At 43.0% G+C, this 16,418-nt stretch carries 13 protein-coding genes and 1 pseudogene; 6 read left to right on the plus strand and 8 right to left on the minus strand.

What is annotated here, in order from left to right; genetic code table 11:
* Positions 1 to 199: 199 nt before the first annotated feature.
* Positions 200 to 478: a hypothetical protein gene (locus GQR89_RS07885; RefSeq protein WP_158769537.1), complete on the plus strand. Its 279-nt coding sequence runs from the start codon at positions 200 to 202 to the stop codon at positions 476 to 478.
* Between the two features lie 84 nt (positions 479 to 562).
* Here GQR89_RS07885 and lpxL read toward each other — a convergent pair whose 3' ends face one another.
* From lpxL to GQR89_RS07915, 6 genes are all read right to left on the minus strand, one after another.
* Positions 563 to 1,462: an LpxL/LpxP family Kdo(2)-lipid IV(A) lauroyl/palmitoleoyl acyltransferase gene (gene lpxL / locus GQR89_RS07890; RefSeq protein ID WP_158769538.1), complete on the minus strand. Its 900-nt coding sequence runs from the start codon at positions 1,460 to 1,462 to the stop codon at positions 563 to 565.
* 167 nt (positions 1,463 to 1,629) lie between these two features.
* A complete protein-coding gene (locus tag GQR89_RS07895) occupies positions 1,630 to 3,168 on the minus strand; it encodes a tryptophan halogenase family protein (protein WP_158769539.1) in 1,539 nt (512 codons plus the stop codon).
* Positions 3,169 to 3,193: 25 nt separating this feature from the next.
* Positions 3,194 to 4,678 carry a tryptophan halogenase family protein gene (locus tag GQR89_RS07900; RefSeq protein ID WP_158769540.1) on the minus strand — a complete coding sequence of 495 codons (1,485 nt, stop codon included), beginning with the start codon at positions 4,676 to 4,678 and terminating at the stop codon, positions 3,194 to 3,196.
* Positions 4,679 to 4,693: 15 nt separating this feature from the next.
* The gene (locus GQR89_RS07905; protein WP_158769541.1) at positions 4,694 to 5,725 is read right to left on the minus strand and encodes a cupin-like domain-containing protein; all 1,032 of its coding nucleotides are present in this window, start codon (positions 5,723 to 5,725) and stop codon (positions 4,694 to 4,696) included.
* Between the two features lie 27 nt (positions 5,726 to 5,752).
* Positions 5,753 to 6,490: a SapC family protein gene (locus tag GQR89_RS07910; protein WP_233269122.1), complete on the minus strand. Its 738-nt coding sequence runs from the start codon at positions 6,488 to 6,490 to the stop codon at positions 5,753 to 5,755.
* A 175-nt stretch (positions 6,491 to 6,665) separates the two neighbouring features.
* A complete protein-coding gene (locus GQR89_RS07915; protein WP_158769542.1) occupies positions 6,666 to 9,737 on the minus strand; it encodes a TonB-dependent receptor in 3,072 nt (1,023 codons plus the stop codon).
* A 708-nt stretch (positions 9,738 to 10,445) separates the two neighbouring features.
* Here GQR89_RS07915 and GQR89_RS07920 point away from each other — a divergent pair.
* From GQR89_RS07920 to GQR89_RS07930, 3 genes and pseudogenes are all read left to right on the plus strand, one after another.
* Positions 10,446 to 10,631 (plus strand): annotated as a pseudogene (locus GQR89_RS07920) (FAD-dependent oxidoreductase); the annotation flags it as partial.
* 63 nt (positions 10,632 to 10,694) lie between these two features.
* A complete protein-coding gene (locus GQR89_RS07925; RefSeq protein ID WP_158772189.1) occupies positions 10,695 to 11,024 on the plus strand; it encodes an MliC family protein in 330 nt (109 codons plus the stop codon).
* A gap of 238 nt (positions 11,025 to 11,262) precedes the next feature.
* A complete protein-coding gene (locus GQR89_RS07930) occupies positions 11,263 to 11,574 on the plus strand; it encodes an EthD family reductase (protein ID WP_158769543.1) in 312 nt (103 codons plus the stop codon).
* Between the two features lie 291 nt (positions 11,575 to 11,865).
* Here GQR89_RS07930 and GQR89_RS07935 read toward each other — a convergent pair whose 3' ends face one another.
* On the minus strand, positions 11,866 to 12,831 hold the full coding sequence (locus GQR89_RS07935) for a nitronate monooxygenase family protein (RefSeq protein ID WP_158769544.1): 966 nt from the start codon (positions 12,829 to 12,831) through the stop codon (positions 11,866 to 11,868).
* A 553-nt stretch (positions 12,832 to 13,384) separates the two neighbouring features.
* Here GQR89_RS07935 and GQR89_RS07940 point away from each other — a divergent pair.
* A complete protein-coding gene (locus GQR89_RS07940; RefSeq protein WP_158769545.1) occupies positions 13,385 to 13,807 on the plus strand; it encodes a PaaI family thioesterase in 423 nt (140 codons plus the stop codon).
* A 280-nt stretch (positions 13,808 to 14,087) separates the two neighbouring features.
* Here the strand turns inward: GQR89_RS07940 and leuA are convergent, their stop codons facing one another.
* Positions 14,088 to 15,764 (minus strand): 2-isopropylmalate synthase, encoded by a 1,677-nt coding sequence (gene leuA / locus GQR89_RS07945; RefSeq protein ID WP_158769546.1) that lies wholly within the window; start codon positions 15,762 to 15,764, stop codon positions 14,088 to 14,090.
* A 156-nt stretch (positions 15,765 to 15,920) separates the two neighbouring features.
* On the opposite strand from leuA, the gene GQR89_RS07950 reads away from it, so the two are divergent.
* Positions 15,921 to 16,382, plus strand: a complete 462-nt coding sequence (locus GQR89_RS07950; protein WP_158769547.1) for an Lrp/AsnC family transcriptional regulator — start codon at positions 15,921 to 15,923, stop codon at positions 16,380 to 16,382.
* Positions 16,383 to 16,418: the final 36 nt, after the last annotated feature.

Genomic DNA, 16,418 nt, shown 5'->3' on the forward strand with positions numbered 1-16,418 from the left:
GTTATCGAGCATGTTGTATTAATTTGTTATAATGAATTTCCCGTTAATTTTTCAGACTAAAGTGAGTGATTAAATGTATCGCTCATTTATGGTGATCTAACGCTTAGACTGCCTCCTTAATAGAGTCAAACAGGGATATGAAAAAAGCGCCGACAACTCAGTCAGGGTAATAGACGTATTATTAAAAGGATATTTAACTATGAAGAGTGTTTTTAAAATTGTTTTACTGATGAGTTTTATTAACATGTTAAGCGGATGCGCTATTTCACCTTCTAGCGCACAAAAGTGGGAGTACAAAAGAGTGGTGCTCGACCCTCTTGACGGAAAAAACATTTTTCAAATTGCCGAAGAGGGCGTTACTGCTGAAACTCTGCTTGCTGAATATCATGCGAAAATTAATGCATTTGGTCATTCTGGTTGGGAACTAATCTCTGTATCGCCTGATACAAAAACGCTTTTTTTCAAACGACGTTTGTAGTTAAAAAGGGTTGGTATTCAAGCACCAATATTGCGCAATTGGAGTCACAACCCATTCTACAAATTTTATGCTTATTTTTGCTGATTAATACACGGAAGGTTCACCCGCCGGACGTGTTTTAAATCTGCGGTGCACCCACATGTATTGGTCAGGCTGCTCTTTGATAGCGTTTTCGATCATCTGGTTGATGATCGTAGCGTCTTGAACCTCGTCTCCGCTGGGGAATTCAGTCTCTGGTACCGCAAAAGTAACTTGATATTGGTTCGTTTTAAGATCTCGTTTGTGTGACACAAATACCGGCTTGGCTTTGCCTAATCTCATTAATTTACTTGCTGAGGTCACCGTCGTAGCAGGTATGCCGAAAAAGGGAGCAAACACTGAGTTTTTGATCCCGTGATCCTGATCGGGAGAAAACCATACGGTGCGTCCTTCACGCAAAGTGCGAATAATTGCCCGCATGTCAGAACGCTCAAATACGTTTTTAAAAACACGTTTTCTGCCGCTGGTGATGACATATTCAAAAACAGGATCGTTATTTTTACGGTAGACAACATCAATATCTGCCACCAAGTTGACCATCATGCCCGCTAAATCTAAATGCGTATAATGCCCGCCAATTAGCAACACGCCTTGGCCATTTTCTGTCGCAGACTTTAGGACATCTAACCCATTGACCGTAAAACGCTTGCGCAATGAATCTGGATTAGCCCACCAAGCCCAAGCTATTTCAAAAAAACCAATACCGTTGGCAACAAAGATATCTTTGACCAATTGCGCTTGCTCAGCAGCAGACTTTTCAGGAAAACACAGGGCAATATTTGTGGTGGTAATATGGCGACGGCGTTTAAGCAATCGATAGCCAATTTTACCAAATGCACTACCCGCCAACATTTTCACTTTGAAGGGGAGTATGGAAATTATTCTCAGTAAAAACACAGCTAACCAGCTGCCCCAATGTCTAGGGTGTAAAAGTGATAGTGACATGAATTAGTAGGCCATCCGAAAAATATAAATTACGTTCGCTAAAGATCAGCGACTATAACAAAAATGCCTTTTTATATGCAGGGTAGGTAAGCATTATTTTTACCTTTTAATGATTTTATTTTTCCACATTTATTCGATTCGTTATTTTTTCGCCGTGTTCAAGTGGATTATGACGAGCGGATTTTATGCAAAAATTGTCGATTAGTGGGTAAACCACTGAGTAGCTTCTCGGTATTGTGCCGGGTTTCATTGCGCAAACGGTCTATCAGTATCGCTTCTTTTTTGGCGAATGCGCCGCTGCATTGTTGGGTCGTAATAAAGTCCATTCCATACAGTACGTATTGTTTGCTTGCCGAAGAAAACAGCTCAAAACGTTGGTCACTTTCATACACGCCCGGCGCTTGGGTACGCCATAATGTTAAAGCATCTTGCAAACTTTCAGGGATAGATTCAGGCTGCTGGTGTTCACGCCAATAAGCACTGTCTTGGCGCTCAGTAAGTAGATAATGCAGTTTAAGAAAATCAATAATTTCCTGCCAACGTTGTAAGGTCAGTTTGTTAAATCGCTTGGCGAGTACCGTCATTGCAGCGCGTTCACGGGGGAGTTGTTCACTAACCCATTGTGCTGACTTTTCAATCAAAACCAAAGCGGTTGCTTCTAGGGGTTCGACAAAGCCTGCCGATACGCCAATCGCGACACAGTTTTGATGCCAGAAGCTTGATCTGTGACCCGGAATGAATTTGATGCAGCGCGGCGTAATCTCCTGTTTAGCAAGGTAGGGGTCGTTTTGCACATAACGAAGCAAAGTGTTTTCTGCCTCGTCAGCAGAGGTGAAATCACTGGAAAATACATGTCCAATCCCTCGACGGTTTTGCAGGGCAATGTCCCAAATCCAGCCGCTCTTTTGCGCAGTTGCGACGGTACAAGATGCAATGGGCACCTCGTCACAAGCGTGTTCTATCTGCAAGGCTAAGGCAGTATCGTTAAACAAAATGTGTTGTTTTGAGATGAATGGGATCTGATAATGTTTACCTATCAATATAGCGCCAAAACCACTGCAATCTATGAATAAGTCGCCCTCAATTGACTCCCCAGTAGCTAATACGACGGTAGCGATATCACCGTTAGGTTCCGATGTTACGTTTGCTACATGGCCTTGCAGATAGTTAACGCCAAGGATACCAACACAATGTTCATGCAGCATGCTAACGAATTTTTCCGCGTTAAGGTGATAACCATAATTGAGATTGAACGCATATTCTGGCATTTGCGGTAACTTAGGGGATAAATTGCGCTCGCAAATTGTGCCTTGTGCACATACCCAGTTTTCAAAATTACTGTCTTTTACAGAACCCGACCAATGCTGGGCCGCGTTCACAGTACCGTACCCAATTGGCGTCGTGAAAGGGTGATAATAGTGCTCACCTTTTCCTTTCGTCCAGCCTACAAACTTAGAGGCTTGCTTGAAGCTGGCATCACAACAGGATAAAAATGCGCGTTCAGATAGGCCGATTTGCCGCAGGGTGTCGCGCATGGTGGGCCAAGTTCCTTCGCCCACACCCAAATTTTTAACGTCAGGGGACTCCACTAAAACAATTTCGACGTCTTGAGTCTGTGGGTTTTCACTACGGTGCTGGGCAGCAATAATGCCAGCCGTTAGCCATCCTGCGGTGCCGCCGCCAACAATCACAATCTTAGTCTTCATGGGTATTACCTAAAAAGTGGATAAGTTACCGGTCCAGAGCGGGACAATACGTATGAATAAAGTCTGCGTGGGCGGGTAATTGCGTAACAGAATGATTAATCGTTTTTGACAGCGCCATCATTTGTTGTTGTAAATTTTCAGGTGTTAACATGCGACTCCCCCCATGATGTTGCTTGGGTAATAAACCTTGTCCCATCATCACTTGCACCCATGAGTCTACTCGGAATAACGCTACATCATCGGGCCAGGCATAAGCGTTTTCGTGAAACATTGCCATACGATGCGCAAGCGAATCGGGAATAGCCATGGTGCGGTAATGTTGCCAAAATGGACTGTCGTTACGCTGCGTTAAGTGGTAATGCAAAATAATAAAATCGCGTACAGTTTCGAGTTCTAATTGGGTTTCGCGATTAAATTGTTCGCTAAGCAGATGAGTGTTGCCCCCAAAAGGAAATAATTTCATCAACCGCACTAAAGCGGTGGTTATCAAGTGAATACTGGTTGATTCTAGGGGTTCGAGAAATCCGCTTGATAAGCCAATAGCAATACAGTTTTTGTGCCAAGCTTTTTTACGTCTTCCAGTGGTAAAGCGAAGTTGTCGCGGCTCGCTAATGGTTGATCCCTTGATATTTCCCATCAACGTACTGCGAGCCTCATCGTCAGACAAAAATTGACTACTATAAACTATGCCATTACCCACGCGATTTTGTAGGGGGATGCGCCATTGCCAGCCAGCTGAATGGGCAATAGCTTGCGTGTATGGGCGGGGGGCTTCAACTGCTTCCGTCTGCACCGCAATAGCGCTATCGGCTGCTAACCAGTGACTCCAATCCTCGTACTGAACTTGTAAATTTTCATCAATGAGCAAACCGCGAAAGCCGGTACAATCAATGAAAATATCACCCGATACCGTACTACCATTATCTAACGTAATCGACGCAATATTACCCGTCTGGTCATTTTGGATTTTTTCTATGCGCCCCTCTATGCGTTTGACCCCAGCAATTTCACTTTTTGTGCGTAAATAGGCGGCGTATGCGGTAGCATTCAAATGATAAGCGAAATTGAGGGGTTTGTTACCTGCCATTGTGGCAAATTTATTGGCTTTCGCTGCTTTAAGTTCTAGGCAATAATCGTCTAAGCTTCCACCAAAGCCTTGGGCTTTCGCTTCAAGCCAAAACTCATGAAACTCAGCCATCCATGACCGTTGGCCTATTTCGCCAAATGAATGAAAGTAGCTTTCGTCTTGCTGACCCCAGTTATTAAACTGGATCCCCAGTTTAAATGTGGCGTGAGTGGCTGCCATAAACTCTTGTTCGTCGATACCTACTAAGCGATGAAAGGTACGCATAGTGGGAATAGTGGCCTCACCAACGCCTACTGATCCTATTTGGTCAGATTCAACCAAGGTGATATCGAGCAATTTACCGAGGCGAGTTACTAAACTATATGCTGTTAGCCAACCGGCCGTTCCGCCTCCCGCCACTACTACTTTGGTCTTTGCTTGCATGTTGGTCTCTTATCTTTAGCGGTTTAGGTTGTTGCGTAACATGGCACGCAAGCGTCGAGCTTGGTTGTCGTCCATGGTAGCTAGCAATCCGTGACTTTCTGGGGGAAGATGCTCGAGTACCTGCTCACTATCGGCGAAAATGTAGTAATCAAATAACGCCTTCCACGCTTCTTTTTCTCTGTTCGAGCGATCCCTTACGCTCATCATGGCGTGCATTAACGCATCCATCGGGTTACCTAAATAAGGTGCTGCCGTCATCCACCAAAAGTTCACCATGGCATTGAAACGATCAAAAGCTTCTACTTCGTGCCACCACATATTGGGGTAATATAAGGCGTCCCCAGGTTCAAGGTCGGCAATGTAGGCGTTTTCAAGAGCGGTTTTTAAACGCGGAAAACGCGCGAAATCAGGTGTGCCAAGGTTCGCTAAGGTGACAACTTGTCCGCCGGGTGTGGGTGTTAAAGGCCCCGGATATAGATTGTGCACTTGCTCCGGTGGGAACAAGGTAAAACGTCGTTTTCCTAACACACAACAGGCAATGTTTTTGGGCTGGTCGAAATGCGCTGCAGCAACCGATTCCGTGCCCAGCCAAATTTTAGCGACTGGCTGATTATTGTTAAATTCGGCATGGTTAAACGTTAATTGATGGGTTTGGCTCAGGGTGGGGAAACCTTCATCTAATCTTAGTGAATTGATATAGAAGTAATCGTGTTGTTCTCGAGCCAATTGAGCGCGTATTGCGGCGAATACGTCGGGTATGGTCCCAGGCTCACTCGTAAAGTTAAAGCCGGTACAGGATGAGTTGTAACCAAACCGAGCGTTGATTGCAGCAGGACCTTTATACACGACTGTCGGACGCTGGCTATAATGCTGTTCTAGTAGCCCCATTACGTTGTCAGAAGACGATTTCCCCGCTTTGACGAGGGGCCAATCTTTTACTAAACCTTTCAGTATTACCGGCTGAGCCATTGAAAAAAGCTCATCATAAGGTATAGAGTGAGGCGTGATCCCTTCGAGTACGATAACGTTATTTTTGCTGGTTGACATGTGGGCTCGACCTTAGTGAAATGAGAGTCAAAACATCGCCAATTTAGCATTTTTTAGAGCGATTAATTGCTGAAAATTTCCCATTGAGTTGAGCACAAAAAACAATAGGCTCAGAACGCCATATTGGTGCAGTTTGGCAACACTCTCGCCATCCAATTGGGTTAGCTTTTCTTGGTTTATCGTATGGTAATGACTGAAATTCACTTCATCGACATTACTCAGTTTAATTTGAATGGAAACTGGCTCTAATAAATCCATTGATTCGACCAGCGTATATAGCGTTTTATCAAACACTAAACCTTGTTCAATGGTTCTTAAGGCCTTCATAATATAAGTAAGATAAGGGGCTTCACCACCAAATTGCAAAAATATATCTTCTCCATGCTCCGTGTTGACGCGCGGATCTTGTAGGTCAATACAGATAATTGGCTCAGCGGGCAGGGTGCTTGTTTGTTCGGTTTTTTTATAGCCCAAACTAAAAGGGCCTCTGGCAAGTAAGGCGGGTACAAACCGGGTTGTCCACCCGTTTTTCCCAAAAAATAGATTTTCATCTTTTGCAAGACCAAGGATCGCGTGTAATTGGGTTTGTCCGGTTTCCGGATGTTTGAAAAACACCAGTGGAAATTCTTTATGTAGCTCGCTTATTTCGGTGGCATGCACCAAAGTGCGATTAACATTTTGGGTTTGAGAATATTCAGGTCGTGTATCAACCTTCAAATCTTTATGATCAACATTATTTAAGACTGTCGGATTACTCATAAGCATACTTCGCTTCACTATTTATGTTTTAAAATGGCATTTTAACCATACTAACGTGCTAAAAATGGCCAGGCAACGAACAAAAGTGAAACATCATTTGAGTGTTTCACTTTTGGATATTGTCGTGGTGTTTCATCCCCTCGGTCAGAGGACCTGCCCAGGAGAATTACATCTCTAGTCCTTAGAAGTTATAATTTGCGCTTAATACAAAGCGTCTATCTGCTTCTTGAACAAAGAAAACATTATTATAACTACGACCAAACTGACGTTGACCTTCTTCAGTTAAGTTGATGACATCTAAGCTAACAGATAGGTCATCGTTCACTTCATAACTGACATTGATATCAATTTGCTCGAACGTATCAACAAATACCGGGTTACGGTTACCAAAACCACGGTTTACTTGACTTAAAAACTCATCCCGCCAGTTATAGGCGATACGAGTTGATAGACCATCTTTTTCGTAGATCAACACCAAGTTAGCTGTGTCACTTAAGCCTTCCAGAGCGAACTGGTCTAGATTGATTGCCCCGCCAAGATCGTAGCCAATATCGCCATCAACAATAGTGTAGTTAGCTTGATAGCCGAATCCGGTTTCGCCAAAGAAGTGCTGCCATGCTAGTTCGAAGCCATCGATCACTGCGCTTTGGTTATTAACAGGGCGGGTTACCTGAAAGTTTAATTCTGGATCACCCGCTTCAGGAAAAACATCATATGCACTGAATACGCCGTCAGCAAACACTTGAGTATTTTCAAAATCGGCCGCCCCACCAGGGAAAGCACTCGGATTTTGCAACATCGCGGTCATGGTAAATAAGTTGCGCTCGTTATTGTCAAAACCTAAGGCTGCTAACTCAACGGCAGCTTGGGCTGACAAGGTTCCGGCAACATCAGAAGAGGCATCTAGCAAGCCAAATAATGGAGTGCTGGTTTGCGCAGTGCCGACAAAGTTTTTAACGTCTTTCCTGTAATAACCGATAGAAATAACGCTTGAATCGCTGTAGTACCATTCTAATGATAAATCGACGTTAGTGGATTCAAGGGGGGCTAATCGAGCATTCCCTGAATTACCCGTCGGCGTGCCGCCTAACGCAGTGGGACGAGCCGGTGCTGAAACAGTCGTAGAATTAAATAATTGATTATATGCCGGGCGGGCCAGTGTTTTACTAAATGAAACTCGGGCTTTCACTTCGTCTGACACGTCAAGCGTTAAATCGATACTCGGTAACAAGTTCGTATAGTCATGTTCTGCTACTAAGCTTTGTGAGTCGGCACTCGGTTGGACCAAGAAATCGTTATCAGATTCCCAAATGATCGCTAACGGTACAATTTGATTGGAGGTTGAGGTTACGTCTGTTTGCTCATAACGTAAACCCGCCACTATGTTTAACGGCATTTCACCTATTTCATAATCCGTACTAATTTGAACATAGGCCGAAAATATATCTTCTTCAATCAGATTGTCGTCAAATCCATTGATCGGTAACGTGGCGAGGGTAAGTCCATAAAGGGGGCCGATTTCATTCAATAATTCGACCGGATCTCCACTAAATGACACACTACCTAAGGCAATTGTTGACGACCCAGCAGGCAATGCGAGTGCATCAGCACCTTCAACACCTGACATGTTATGGTCTTCAAAGGCACAACCTGTGCAGCTTTGCTCAAACAAACCTTCTGGAATATCACCTGGGAAATCCACACCCCAGCCACCCAATGCTTCACTGGTTGATTCGCGGGTTTGTCTCATTTCAGTCGTCAGATAACCCACACCAAAATCGACCTTGTATTCATCTTTAACCCATTCGCCATCGAAGCGTATCTGATCGACATCGGTAACTTGATTGGATTTATCGGTTTGTACGACTTGCGAGCCAACATCAGGTTTATCAAAAATTCCGTTGTTATTCCCTTTCACTAAATCGTCAATAACTATGCTGGCTTGAGGAATAGAACCTGTGAAGTCAGCAGCTTGCCAACCGGCGTTTGAACCCGCCATGTTGAAGCGGATTGAGTTTTGACCCATGGGGCCGTTACCACCACTTTTCGCTTGTGACGTTGCGACATCAAAACTTAGATTTAATGAATCATTGACCCAAAAGTCTGCGTTGAAGCCAAACGATTTCAATTCATCTTTTGTTGCTAAGGCTAGATTCTGGAAAAAGAAATCTTTACCGCCATCAATGTCTTCAGAGAATTTGACTGGGGTAGAGACCACTGGATTACCATCGAACTCAACACTATTAAATTGTTGTGAAAACCAAATGCCGTCAATCAGTGAGCGGGAGTCTTGTTCGTTTTTAGCGTAAGTGACGTCGGCCGTTAAGGTTAAATTATCCATCGGTTCAAACTGAACCGTTAACATGGCATTTGTTCGCTCACGATTATCTTCGTTGACGCCTAAGCCTATGTTAGAAGGGATGGCAACAATTTGACCCACATTGGGTGTGTTTACCACTTGCACACCGGGTGCGGTGAATGTGTCGATATCGCTTTCTGCCCATTCGCGTAATTGAAACTGTTCAACACTGGCGTGACGGCTTCCAGAATCACGTTCTTGGTATGAGCCAAACAGGGATATACCGAAATTGCCGTCGTCATTGACCCAATTGGTTAAACCACTGATTTCCGGCGTGACGCCATCACCACTTTCATCTTTGACAGCTTTTACACCAACAGATGCTCGGTTTTTACCTGCGGCTAATGGTTTAAGTGTATTGATGTTTACAGTTGCACCAATGCCGCCTGAGGGAATAGCTGCTTGGCCTGTTTTATACACTTCAATACCGCTAACCCCTTCTGACGCGATATTGGAAAAATCAAATGAACGGCTCGAACCGGTTGACCCTTTATCTTGTGGGTTACCGGTAATCGTCGACACATTAGCTGCAGGCATTTGACGGCCATTCAATGTGATTAGGTTGAAGTTGCCGCCAAAGCCGCGCACCGTGACTTCAGATCCTTCACCGTTAACACGGTTAATTGATACACCCGTTATACGCTGCAAAGATTCAGCAAGGTTAGTATCAGGGAATTTCCCCATGTCGACGGCAGAAATGGCGTCAACCACACCTGATGATTGTCGCTTAATATTCATTGACTGAGACAAACTGCCGCGAACACCCTTAACTTGGATGACCTCGGTGTTCTCTGTATCTTCTTGTGCAATCGCTGGAAGGACAACTGCGCTACCGAGTAAAATTGCGATACTTTGTGTGAGAAGTGATCGGGTAAACTTTTGGTGTGTTTTCATATCCATGTGCCCTTAATTTTTTATTTACTTAGTAAAAAAAGTAACAAGTTTTTGTAACCGGTTACATTATGGTACTTTAAAAAAGTAATGTTTTTTTGTTACAAATGCAACGAAAACAGTCATTTTAATTAATATAATTGCAACATTTTACGCTGTTAAAATTAACATGTGGGCGTGTTTTGTAACTTAAATGAAAGCGCTACCATAGAGTGGCTGGGCGTTTCACGTATTTCCGCTACGAGCCGTAAACCCTGAGGTTAAAATTCTTCACTTAAAATAAAATGGTGTGCCGTGAGTAACAGTTATTTTTTTATCTTTGTTATGAGATGTTAAAAAAATTTCAATATTTTTTGGGAAAAATAATGCACGTAAATGATATTTTTTGGAATCCGAGATATGAAAATGTGAACAATCATCCCAATTACGCATTTTGGCTGACGTAACTTAGTTAGCATTTAAAACATTGGCGCGTTAGTAAAGCAGGTATCGTTAAATCCTAATCTGTTGTCAATAATACAAGTTGATGTCAGCGCTGGTTATCTATGTGATGTTGCCGTTCGAAAATGCTACTGCATGAAAAGTGCGACATATTGCACGTCGTTGACGGAGTCGTAAGTTTCTACCGCTTGTTTCAAGTGTGAAGTGTAAGCCAAGTATTACCTTCGTTTCTTCAATGCAATAGCGTAGCCACTTAGTAATACTCGTAATGTGCATCATCAGTCATGGGGTAATGAGCGGTTTTCAAAAGGTGCGTATATTCAATTCGCTCTGGGACAAGTGCAAACATTGGTCCCACATATGGCGAACACCGACGGCAAATTACATTTTGCTGGAGAGCACACAGAGTTTATGTACTCGGGAATGGAGTCTGCAATAGTATCGGGATTACGAGCAACACAAGAAGTCTTCGAACGACTAAACATTCCCTGTGTTGCGATATTTATAAGGAGTACAAAGATGAAATTTATTCTGGTTATCTCGTTTATCGCTGGTGGGCTTATGGCGTGCAGTCCAAATGGCCAACAAGATACAAAACAGCAAAAAAGCGCTGAGGAGGCAGGGAAATCCACCCAAATAATATTTGAATGTGAACGTAATGAGGCGATTACTGTGCGCTTTTTCACTGATAGCGACCGTGCTGTGATGACCCGCAATAACGAAGACATTGAGCTGAAACAAGCACGCACAGCCTCGGGCTTTTTGTACAGTAATAGCATTCGCGGAAAAGGGGATGATTTGTCAGTGCAGATAGGCCGTATGTCGCCAATCAACTGCCGAGCAATGTAGTGGTGAGAGATGTAGTATTGAGAGATGTAAAGCCTTGTTATCAGTCACTGTATATCGGAGGTTCGGTGATAACGCTAAGTTACTAGCCTAAAATTTAGCATGGTTAACAAAATGCTGGTTTATTGAGTTGCGGTAATACATAATTGAACGATCGTTCATATTGTGTGTCTATTCTACTTTGAAAAGTTGATAAGCCGCGCAAGGCGTATTTTTACCTCAACATAAAAGAGAGCATAAAATGATTAAAGTCAGTGTATTGTACCCAAATAGTGATAGCGCTACCTTCGATATGGATTACTACCGAAGCACCCATTTACCACTTGTTGCTGAGTTGGTTGGTAGTGCACTTATTTCCGCTCATGCAGATCTTGGCTTAGCGGGTGGGGCGCCAGGTGAAGCTCCAATGTATATCGCCATGGGCCATCTCGTTTTTGACTCTGTTGAATCGTTCCAACAAGCATTTGGACCTCATCAAGCTGTAATTTTAGCCGACTTGGCCAACTTTACGAACACGGCGCCTAGTATTCAAATTAGTGAGATTAGTCAGTAAATACTGACTTTAGCTTTATTAATGTAAAGCGAACCTAACGAGGTTCGCTTTTTTTTTCAAATGTATGCCTGTGATAGAGATGCTTATTGCTCGTTTAGCTGCATATTTTTAACGAAAGTTCACTCGTTACAATTGCTCCAAACACAATAAAACTCGCATTTCACCTTCGCTATTTTTATGTCTCTATCACACTTCGGCTTGACCGACAGTTTAAGGTGATTGGATAAATATCATCTCTTTTGTACACCGTTACCATTTTGGTTTTCGAGACATTATCAGTCGCAATATTCTTTAAATGGAAAGTAGCCTTTTTTTCGCTGCTTCATACTCAGACTTCAATTTATTTACAAGGTCTTGGGTAGATTGAACTTCCTTAATAGCGTTAATGCCCTGACCACAGCCCCATATATCTTTCCAAGCTTTCGCTTCGGAGTTGCTGCCTGAGCCAAAGTCCATCTTTAAAGGATCGCTTTGGGGGAGGTTATCGGGATCCATGCCCGCCGCTACAATAGAAGGCTTTAAGTAATTACCGTGAACACCAGTAAATAAATTGGTATATACGATATCGCTAGCCGCATAGTCAACTAAGGCCTGCTTATAAGCTTGGTCTGCGTTAGCTTCTTTCGTGGCGATAAAGGCGGACCCAATATAGGCTAAATCAGCGCCCATAGCTTGAGCCGCTAATATGTTTTGGCCGGCAGAAATAGCCCCAGATAACAAAACAGGACCATCGAACCACTCTCGTACTTCTTGAATAAAAGCCATGGGTGAAATAGTTCCTGCATGACCGCCAGCACCGGCCGCTACGCATATAAGCCCGTCGGCTCCTTTTTCTATCGCTTTTTTTGCAAAGCGATTGTCAATCACGTCGTGCAAACAGATCCCACCATAAGAATGGATCGCATCAAACACCTCTGGTCTTGCGCCTAGTGATGTGATGACAATTGGGACTTTGTGCTTTACGCATATTTCCACATCGTGCATTAGTCGGTCGTTGGAGTTGTGCACTATTTGATTAACCGCGAATGGTGCGGCTGGACAATCTGGGTTAGCTTGATTGTAGGCATCTAGCTCTTCGTTAATTCTGGTCAGCCAGGTATCTAGCATTGCCGCTGGGCGCGCATTTAATGCGGGGAACGAACCAACGACTCCAGCCTTACACTGGCTGATCACTAATTCGGGACCTGAAATAATAAATAGTGGGGCGCCAACAACCGGGATGGAGAGACGTCCTTGCATAACTTTTGGTATAGACACTTTTTTCTCGATATTTAAATTAGGGGGTAGTTAGAAAACTAAATACCCATTGATAAACAGCTTTAAAGAAGCGACGAAAATTAGCTAGGTTAAAAATAACGTTCATTATAAGGATCCAATCACGCATTTTCACCTATCTGGATACAGGGTATTGAGTGGAGATTTATGTGAATATCAAAGGTCAAAAAATAAGTATTATCCCTTCAATAAAGCCAGAGTATAGCCGCCTTGAGATCGGTAAACTAACGATTGAAATTTATACTCGCTTATAGTTGGTATTTATTAGGAAATTGGCTTTTCAAAAAAGATGAATTAAAGAGGGATGCCAACAGGCTGAGGTACCTCTTATGCTGTTTAATCGCGATTTTTAATTTGTGGGTCGCTATTTAAAATTAATCAAAGTCTATGAAGTACTCAAGTTTGCAAACTTTTTATTGCATTATAAATACTCATCATTAGATGAAATTATCCATTGTTCATTGTATCTATAATAATTGCATTTACCCATAACGAGGCAAGCCCGAATAAACTAAAAGAACAGGTAGCTACTTTTATGACAAGTAAAGAACAAGTAATGGCAAAGATTAATCAGCACGGTCCCAAGTTCATCAGTTTGCTCGGGGGGAAATTAGTTGATTTCGATATTGAAAAAGATGCGTGCACATTTGAATTCAATATTAGTAAAGACTACTGCCATTCTATAGACGTAGTACAAGGGGGCTTTGTTACAGCCATGCTAGACGCAACGATGAGTCATGCTGTAATGGCGATGAATCAAGATATTAGTAATATTTCATCCTTGGAAATAAAAACCACTTATCTGCAGCCCACTCGTGCGGGGAAATTACGTGTTGAAGGATGGGCGATAAAAAAAGGTTATAAAATTGCTTTTATGGAAGGCCATATATACGACGAGAACAATGTGCTAACAGCCACAGCGAGTTCGGTTGCTAAGTTAGCTAGAGCCCCCAAATAAATTAACCGTTCATTTGCTAAAATACGTTTTGTCATACCGGTGCAACATCATAGGCCAGCAGAGGGCAATCTCAATTTGTCCCTCGCATAGTGTAAATTAGCGTGGCTAGGTACGCTCACTTTAACCAGCATTTATATGGCTGTTAATTGGAACGAGTTGATTGCAGACTTTTTTGTCCCTGATTATGTGGTTCAATCAGCCTGTCAATTTACCGTAAAAGCCATAAATCAAATGCCTGTTTAAGAGAGCAGCCTAAAGAATTATGGCTGCCCATGAATAATTAGGCTACATCAGCTATTTCAGCAACTTTTCTGTGAATTCCGCTTAACATTGCCTTTATAGCAGCGGTCATGATGTTGTTGTCTTTAGCGACGCCGAAGCGGCTACTGTTATTGTTGGTCTTTAACTCCAAGTAGCATACCGCGGACACGCCTGAACCTTCACCTATAGCATGTTCGTGGTAGTCGACTATTTCGAGTGGTTCGCCGATAAAACTTTGTATAGCATTGGCCGCCGCGTCTATGGGGCCGTTGCCAACACCGCTAATGTTAACGCTCGAACCGTTATGTACCAACTGTATATCTACCTGTTGTTGATTATCCTCAACGGTTTTAATTTGGCTTTGGGTATACTCAATCCAGTCAGACTGGGTTAAATATGTTGCTTCGAAAAGCGCAACGATATCGGACGCACTCATTTCTTTGCCACTGCTGTCATTGTGTTGTTGCACAATGCGACTGAATTCTATTTGTAATTTACGCGGTAGCTGCAAACCGGCTTGACGGTCAAGTAAAAAGCTTACCCCACCTTTACCTGATTGACTGTTCACACGGACAACAGCGTCGTAGCTGCGACCTAAATCTGCTGGATCAATCGGTAAATAAGGGACTTGCCATATTTCGTCGGGCTTTTGAATGGCCAAGCCTTTTTTGATGGCGTCTTGGTGTGATCCTGAAAACGCCGTAAATACGAGTTCGCCCGCATAGGGGTGGCGGGGGTGTACCGGCAGTTGATTACATTCCTCAACTAATTTACGCACTTGATCAATATTTGAAAAATCTAATTGCGGATGTACGCCTTGCGTGTATAAGTTCATGGCTAGGGTGACTAAGTCAACATTACCTGTACGTTCACCATTTCCAAACAAGCAACCTTCGACTCTATCGGCACCGGCCATTATAGCTAACTCAGCGGCGGCCACAGCCGTACCGCGATCATTATGTGGGTGAACACTTAATATGATGTGTTCCCGCTGATTTAGATGGCGATGCATCCATTCAATTTGATCCGCGTAAGTATTGGGTGTGTTCATTTCTACGGTGGCGGGTAGGTTAATAATAATTTTGTTATCAATGTTGGGCTGCCAGATTTCCACCACGGCGTCGCACACTTCTTTTGCAAACTCAATTTCCGTGCTTGAGAATACTTCAGGTGAATACTGATAGGTCCATTTTACTTCTGGTGCTTGTTCCGTAAGAGATTTAACCCAAGTTGTACCTTGGAGGGCAATATCTTTAACGCCAGCTTTATTTGTTTTATACACGATTTCGCGAAAGGCTGGCGCTAATGGGTTGTACATATGCAATATAGCGTGCTTGGCACCGCGCACGCTTTCCACCGTCCGTTCAATCAAGTCATAACGTGCTTGTACTAAAACTTCGATGGTTACGTCATCTGGAATATGATTATTTTCAATAAGCAAACGCACAAAGTTGAAGTCAATATCAGACGCAGAAGGAAATCCCACTTCGATTTGTTTAAAACCAATTGCCACCAGTTGTTTGAAAAAACGCAATTTAGTTTCAATCGACATCGGATCAATTAGCGCCTGATTACCATCCCGTAAATCCGTGCTCATCCAAATAGGTGGGTGAGTAATATGATTATTTGGCCATTGACGGTCAGGCAAGCTGACGCCAGCAAAGCGTTGATATTTTGTGTGCGGTTGGCTAATCATTTGGGGATCCTAATAATGAGATGAAAACGGTTATTAAGCTTAACGCGATAAGACCCATAGATGATTGCGTAAAGCGCTAGTTTTTAATGTTGTTGCGCAATAATATTGCTGAGTTATATTAATTATCGTTTTTTTTCTTTGTAAGAGGTCAAAATTGTGGAACTTGATAAGTATGATCGCCAAATTCTTGAAATAATTCAGCATCGAGGGCGGATATCTAACCAAGAATTAGCGGATGCCATTAATTTATCCCCTTCGCCATGTTTACGTCGTGTGCGTCAACTTGAAGAAAGTGGGTTGATTGATGGTTATGTGACGTTATTAAATTCTCGTAAGTTAGGCTTAACGTTATTGTCTTTTATCCAGATCGTTATGGATAAGCATACCCCAGAACGCTTTGCCACTTTTGAAGACAGTATCGCTGGTTTTACTGAAGTATTAGAGTGCCACTTAATTACTGGGCAAACTGCGGACTACTTGCTTAAAGTGATCGTTAAAGATATGGACGACTTTCAGCAATTTTTACTCAATAAGCTTACGCGGATTGAAGGAGTAAGCGGCGTACATTCTTCATTTGTACTGAAATCACCCGTAAAAACAACGGCATTGCCGATTTAGTATTTTTTAAGCCATGGGATCAGCGCATTTACCCAT

This window comes from Paraglaciecola sp. L1A13, assembly GCF_009796745.1.
In the GTDB taxonomy this organism is placed as follows: domain Bacteria; phylum Pseudomonadota; class Gammaproteobacteria; order Enterobacterales; family Alteromonadaceae; genus Paraglaciecola.

What these genes read in the sequence shown, in the direction of transcription:
- GQR89_RS07895 (WP_158769539.1), bottom strand. Translation starts at nt 3,168, where the DNA reads ATGAAGACTAAGATTGTGATTGTTGGCGGCGGCACCGCAGGATGGCTA.
- GQR89_RS07940 (WP_158769545.1), top strand. Translation starts at nt 13,385, where the DNA reads ATGACAAGTAAAGAACAAGTAATGGCAAAGATTAATCAGCACGGTCCC.
- GQR89_RS07910 (WP_233269122.1), bottom strand. Translation starts at nt 6,490, where the DNA reads ATGCTTATGAGTAATCCGACAGTCTTAAATAATGTTGATCATAAAGAT.
- GQR89_RS07905 (WP_158769541.1), bottom strand. Translation starts at nt 5,725, where the DNA reads ATGTCAACCAGCAAAAATAACGTTATCGTACTCGAAGGGATCACGCCT.
- GQR89_RS07925 (WP_158772189.1), top strand. Translation starts at nt 10,695, where the DNA reads ATGAAATTTATTCTGGTTATCTCGTTTATCGCTGGTGGGCTTATGGCG.
- GQR89_RS07885 (WP_158769537.1), top strand. Translation starts at nt 200, where the DNA reads ATGAAGAGTGTTTTTAAAATTGTTTTACTGATGAGTTTTATTAACATG.
- GQR89_RS07900 (WP_158769540.1), bottom strand. Translation starts at nt 4,678, where the DNA reads ATGCAAGCAAAGACCAAAGTAGTAGTGGCGGGAGGCGGAACGGCCGGT.
- lpxL (WP_158769538.1), bottom strand. Translation starts at nt 1,462, where the DNA reads ATGTCACTATCACTTTTACACCCTAGACATTGGGGCAGCTGGTTAGCT.
- leuA (WP_158769546.1), bottom strand. Translation starts at nt 15,764, where the DNA reads ATGATTAGCCAACCGCACACAAAATATCAACGCTTTGCTGGCGTCAGC.
- GQR89_RS07930 (WP_158769543.1), top strand. Translation starts at nt 11,263, where the DNA reads ATGATTAAAGTCAGTGTATTGTACCCAAATAGTGATAGCGCTACCTTC.
- GQR89_RS07915 (WP_158769542.1), bottom strand. Translation starts at nt 9,737, where the DNA reads ATGAAAACACACCAAAAGTTTACCCGATCACTTCTCACACAAAGTATC.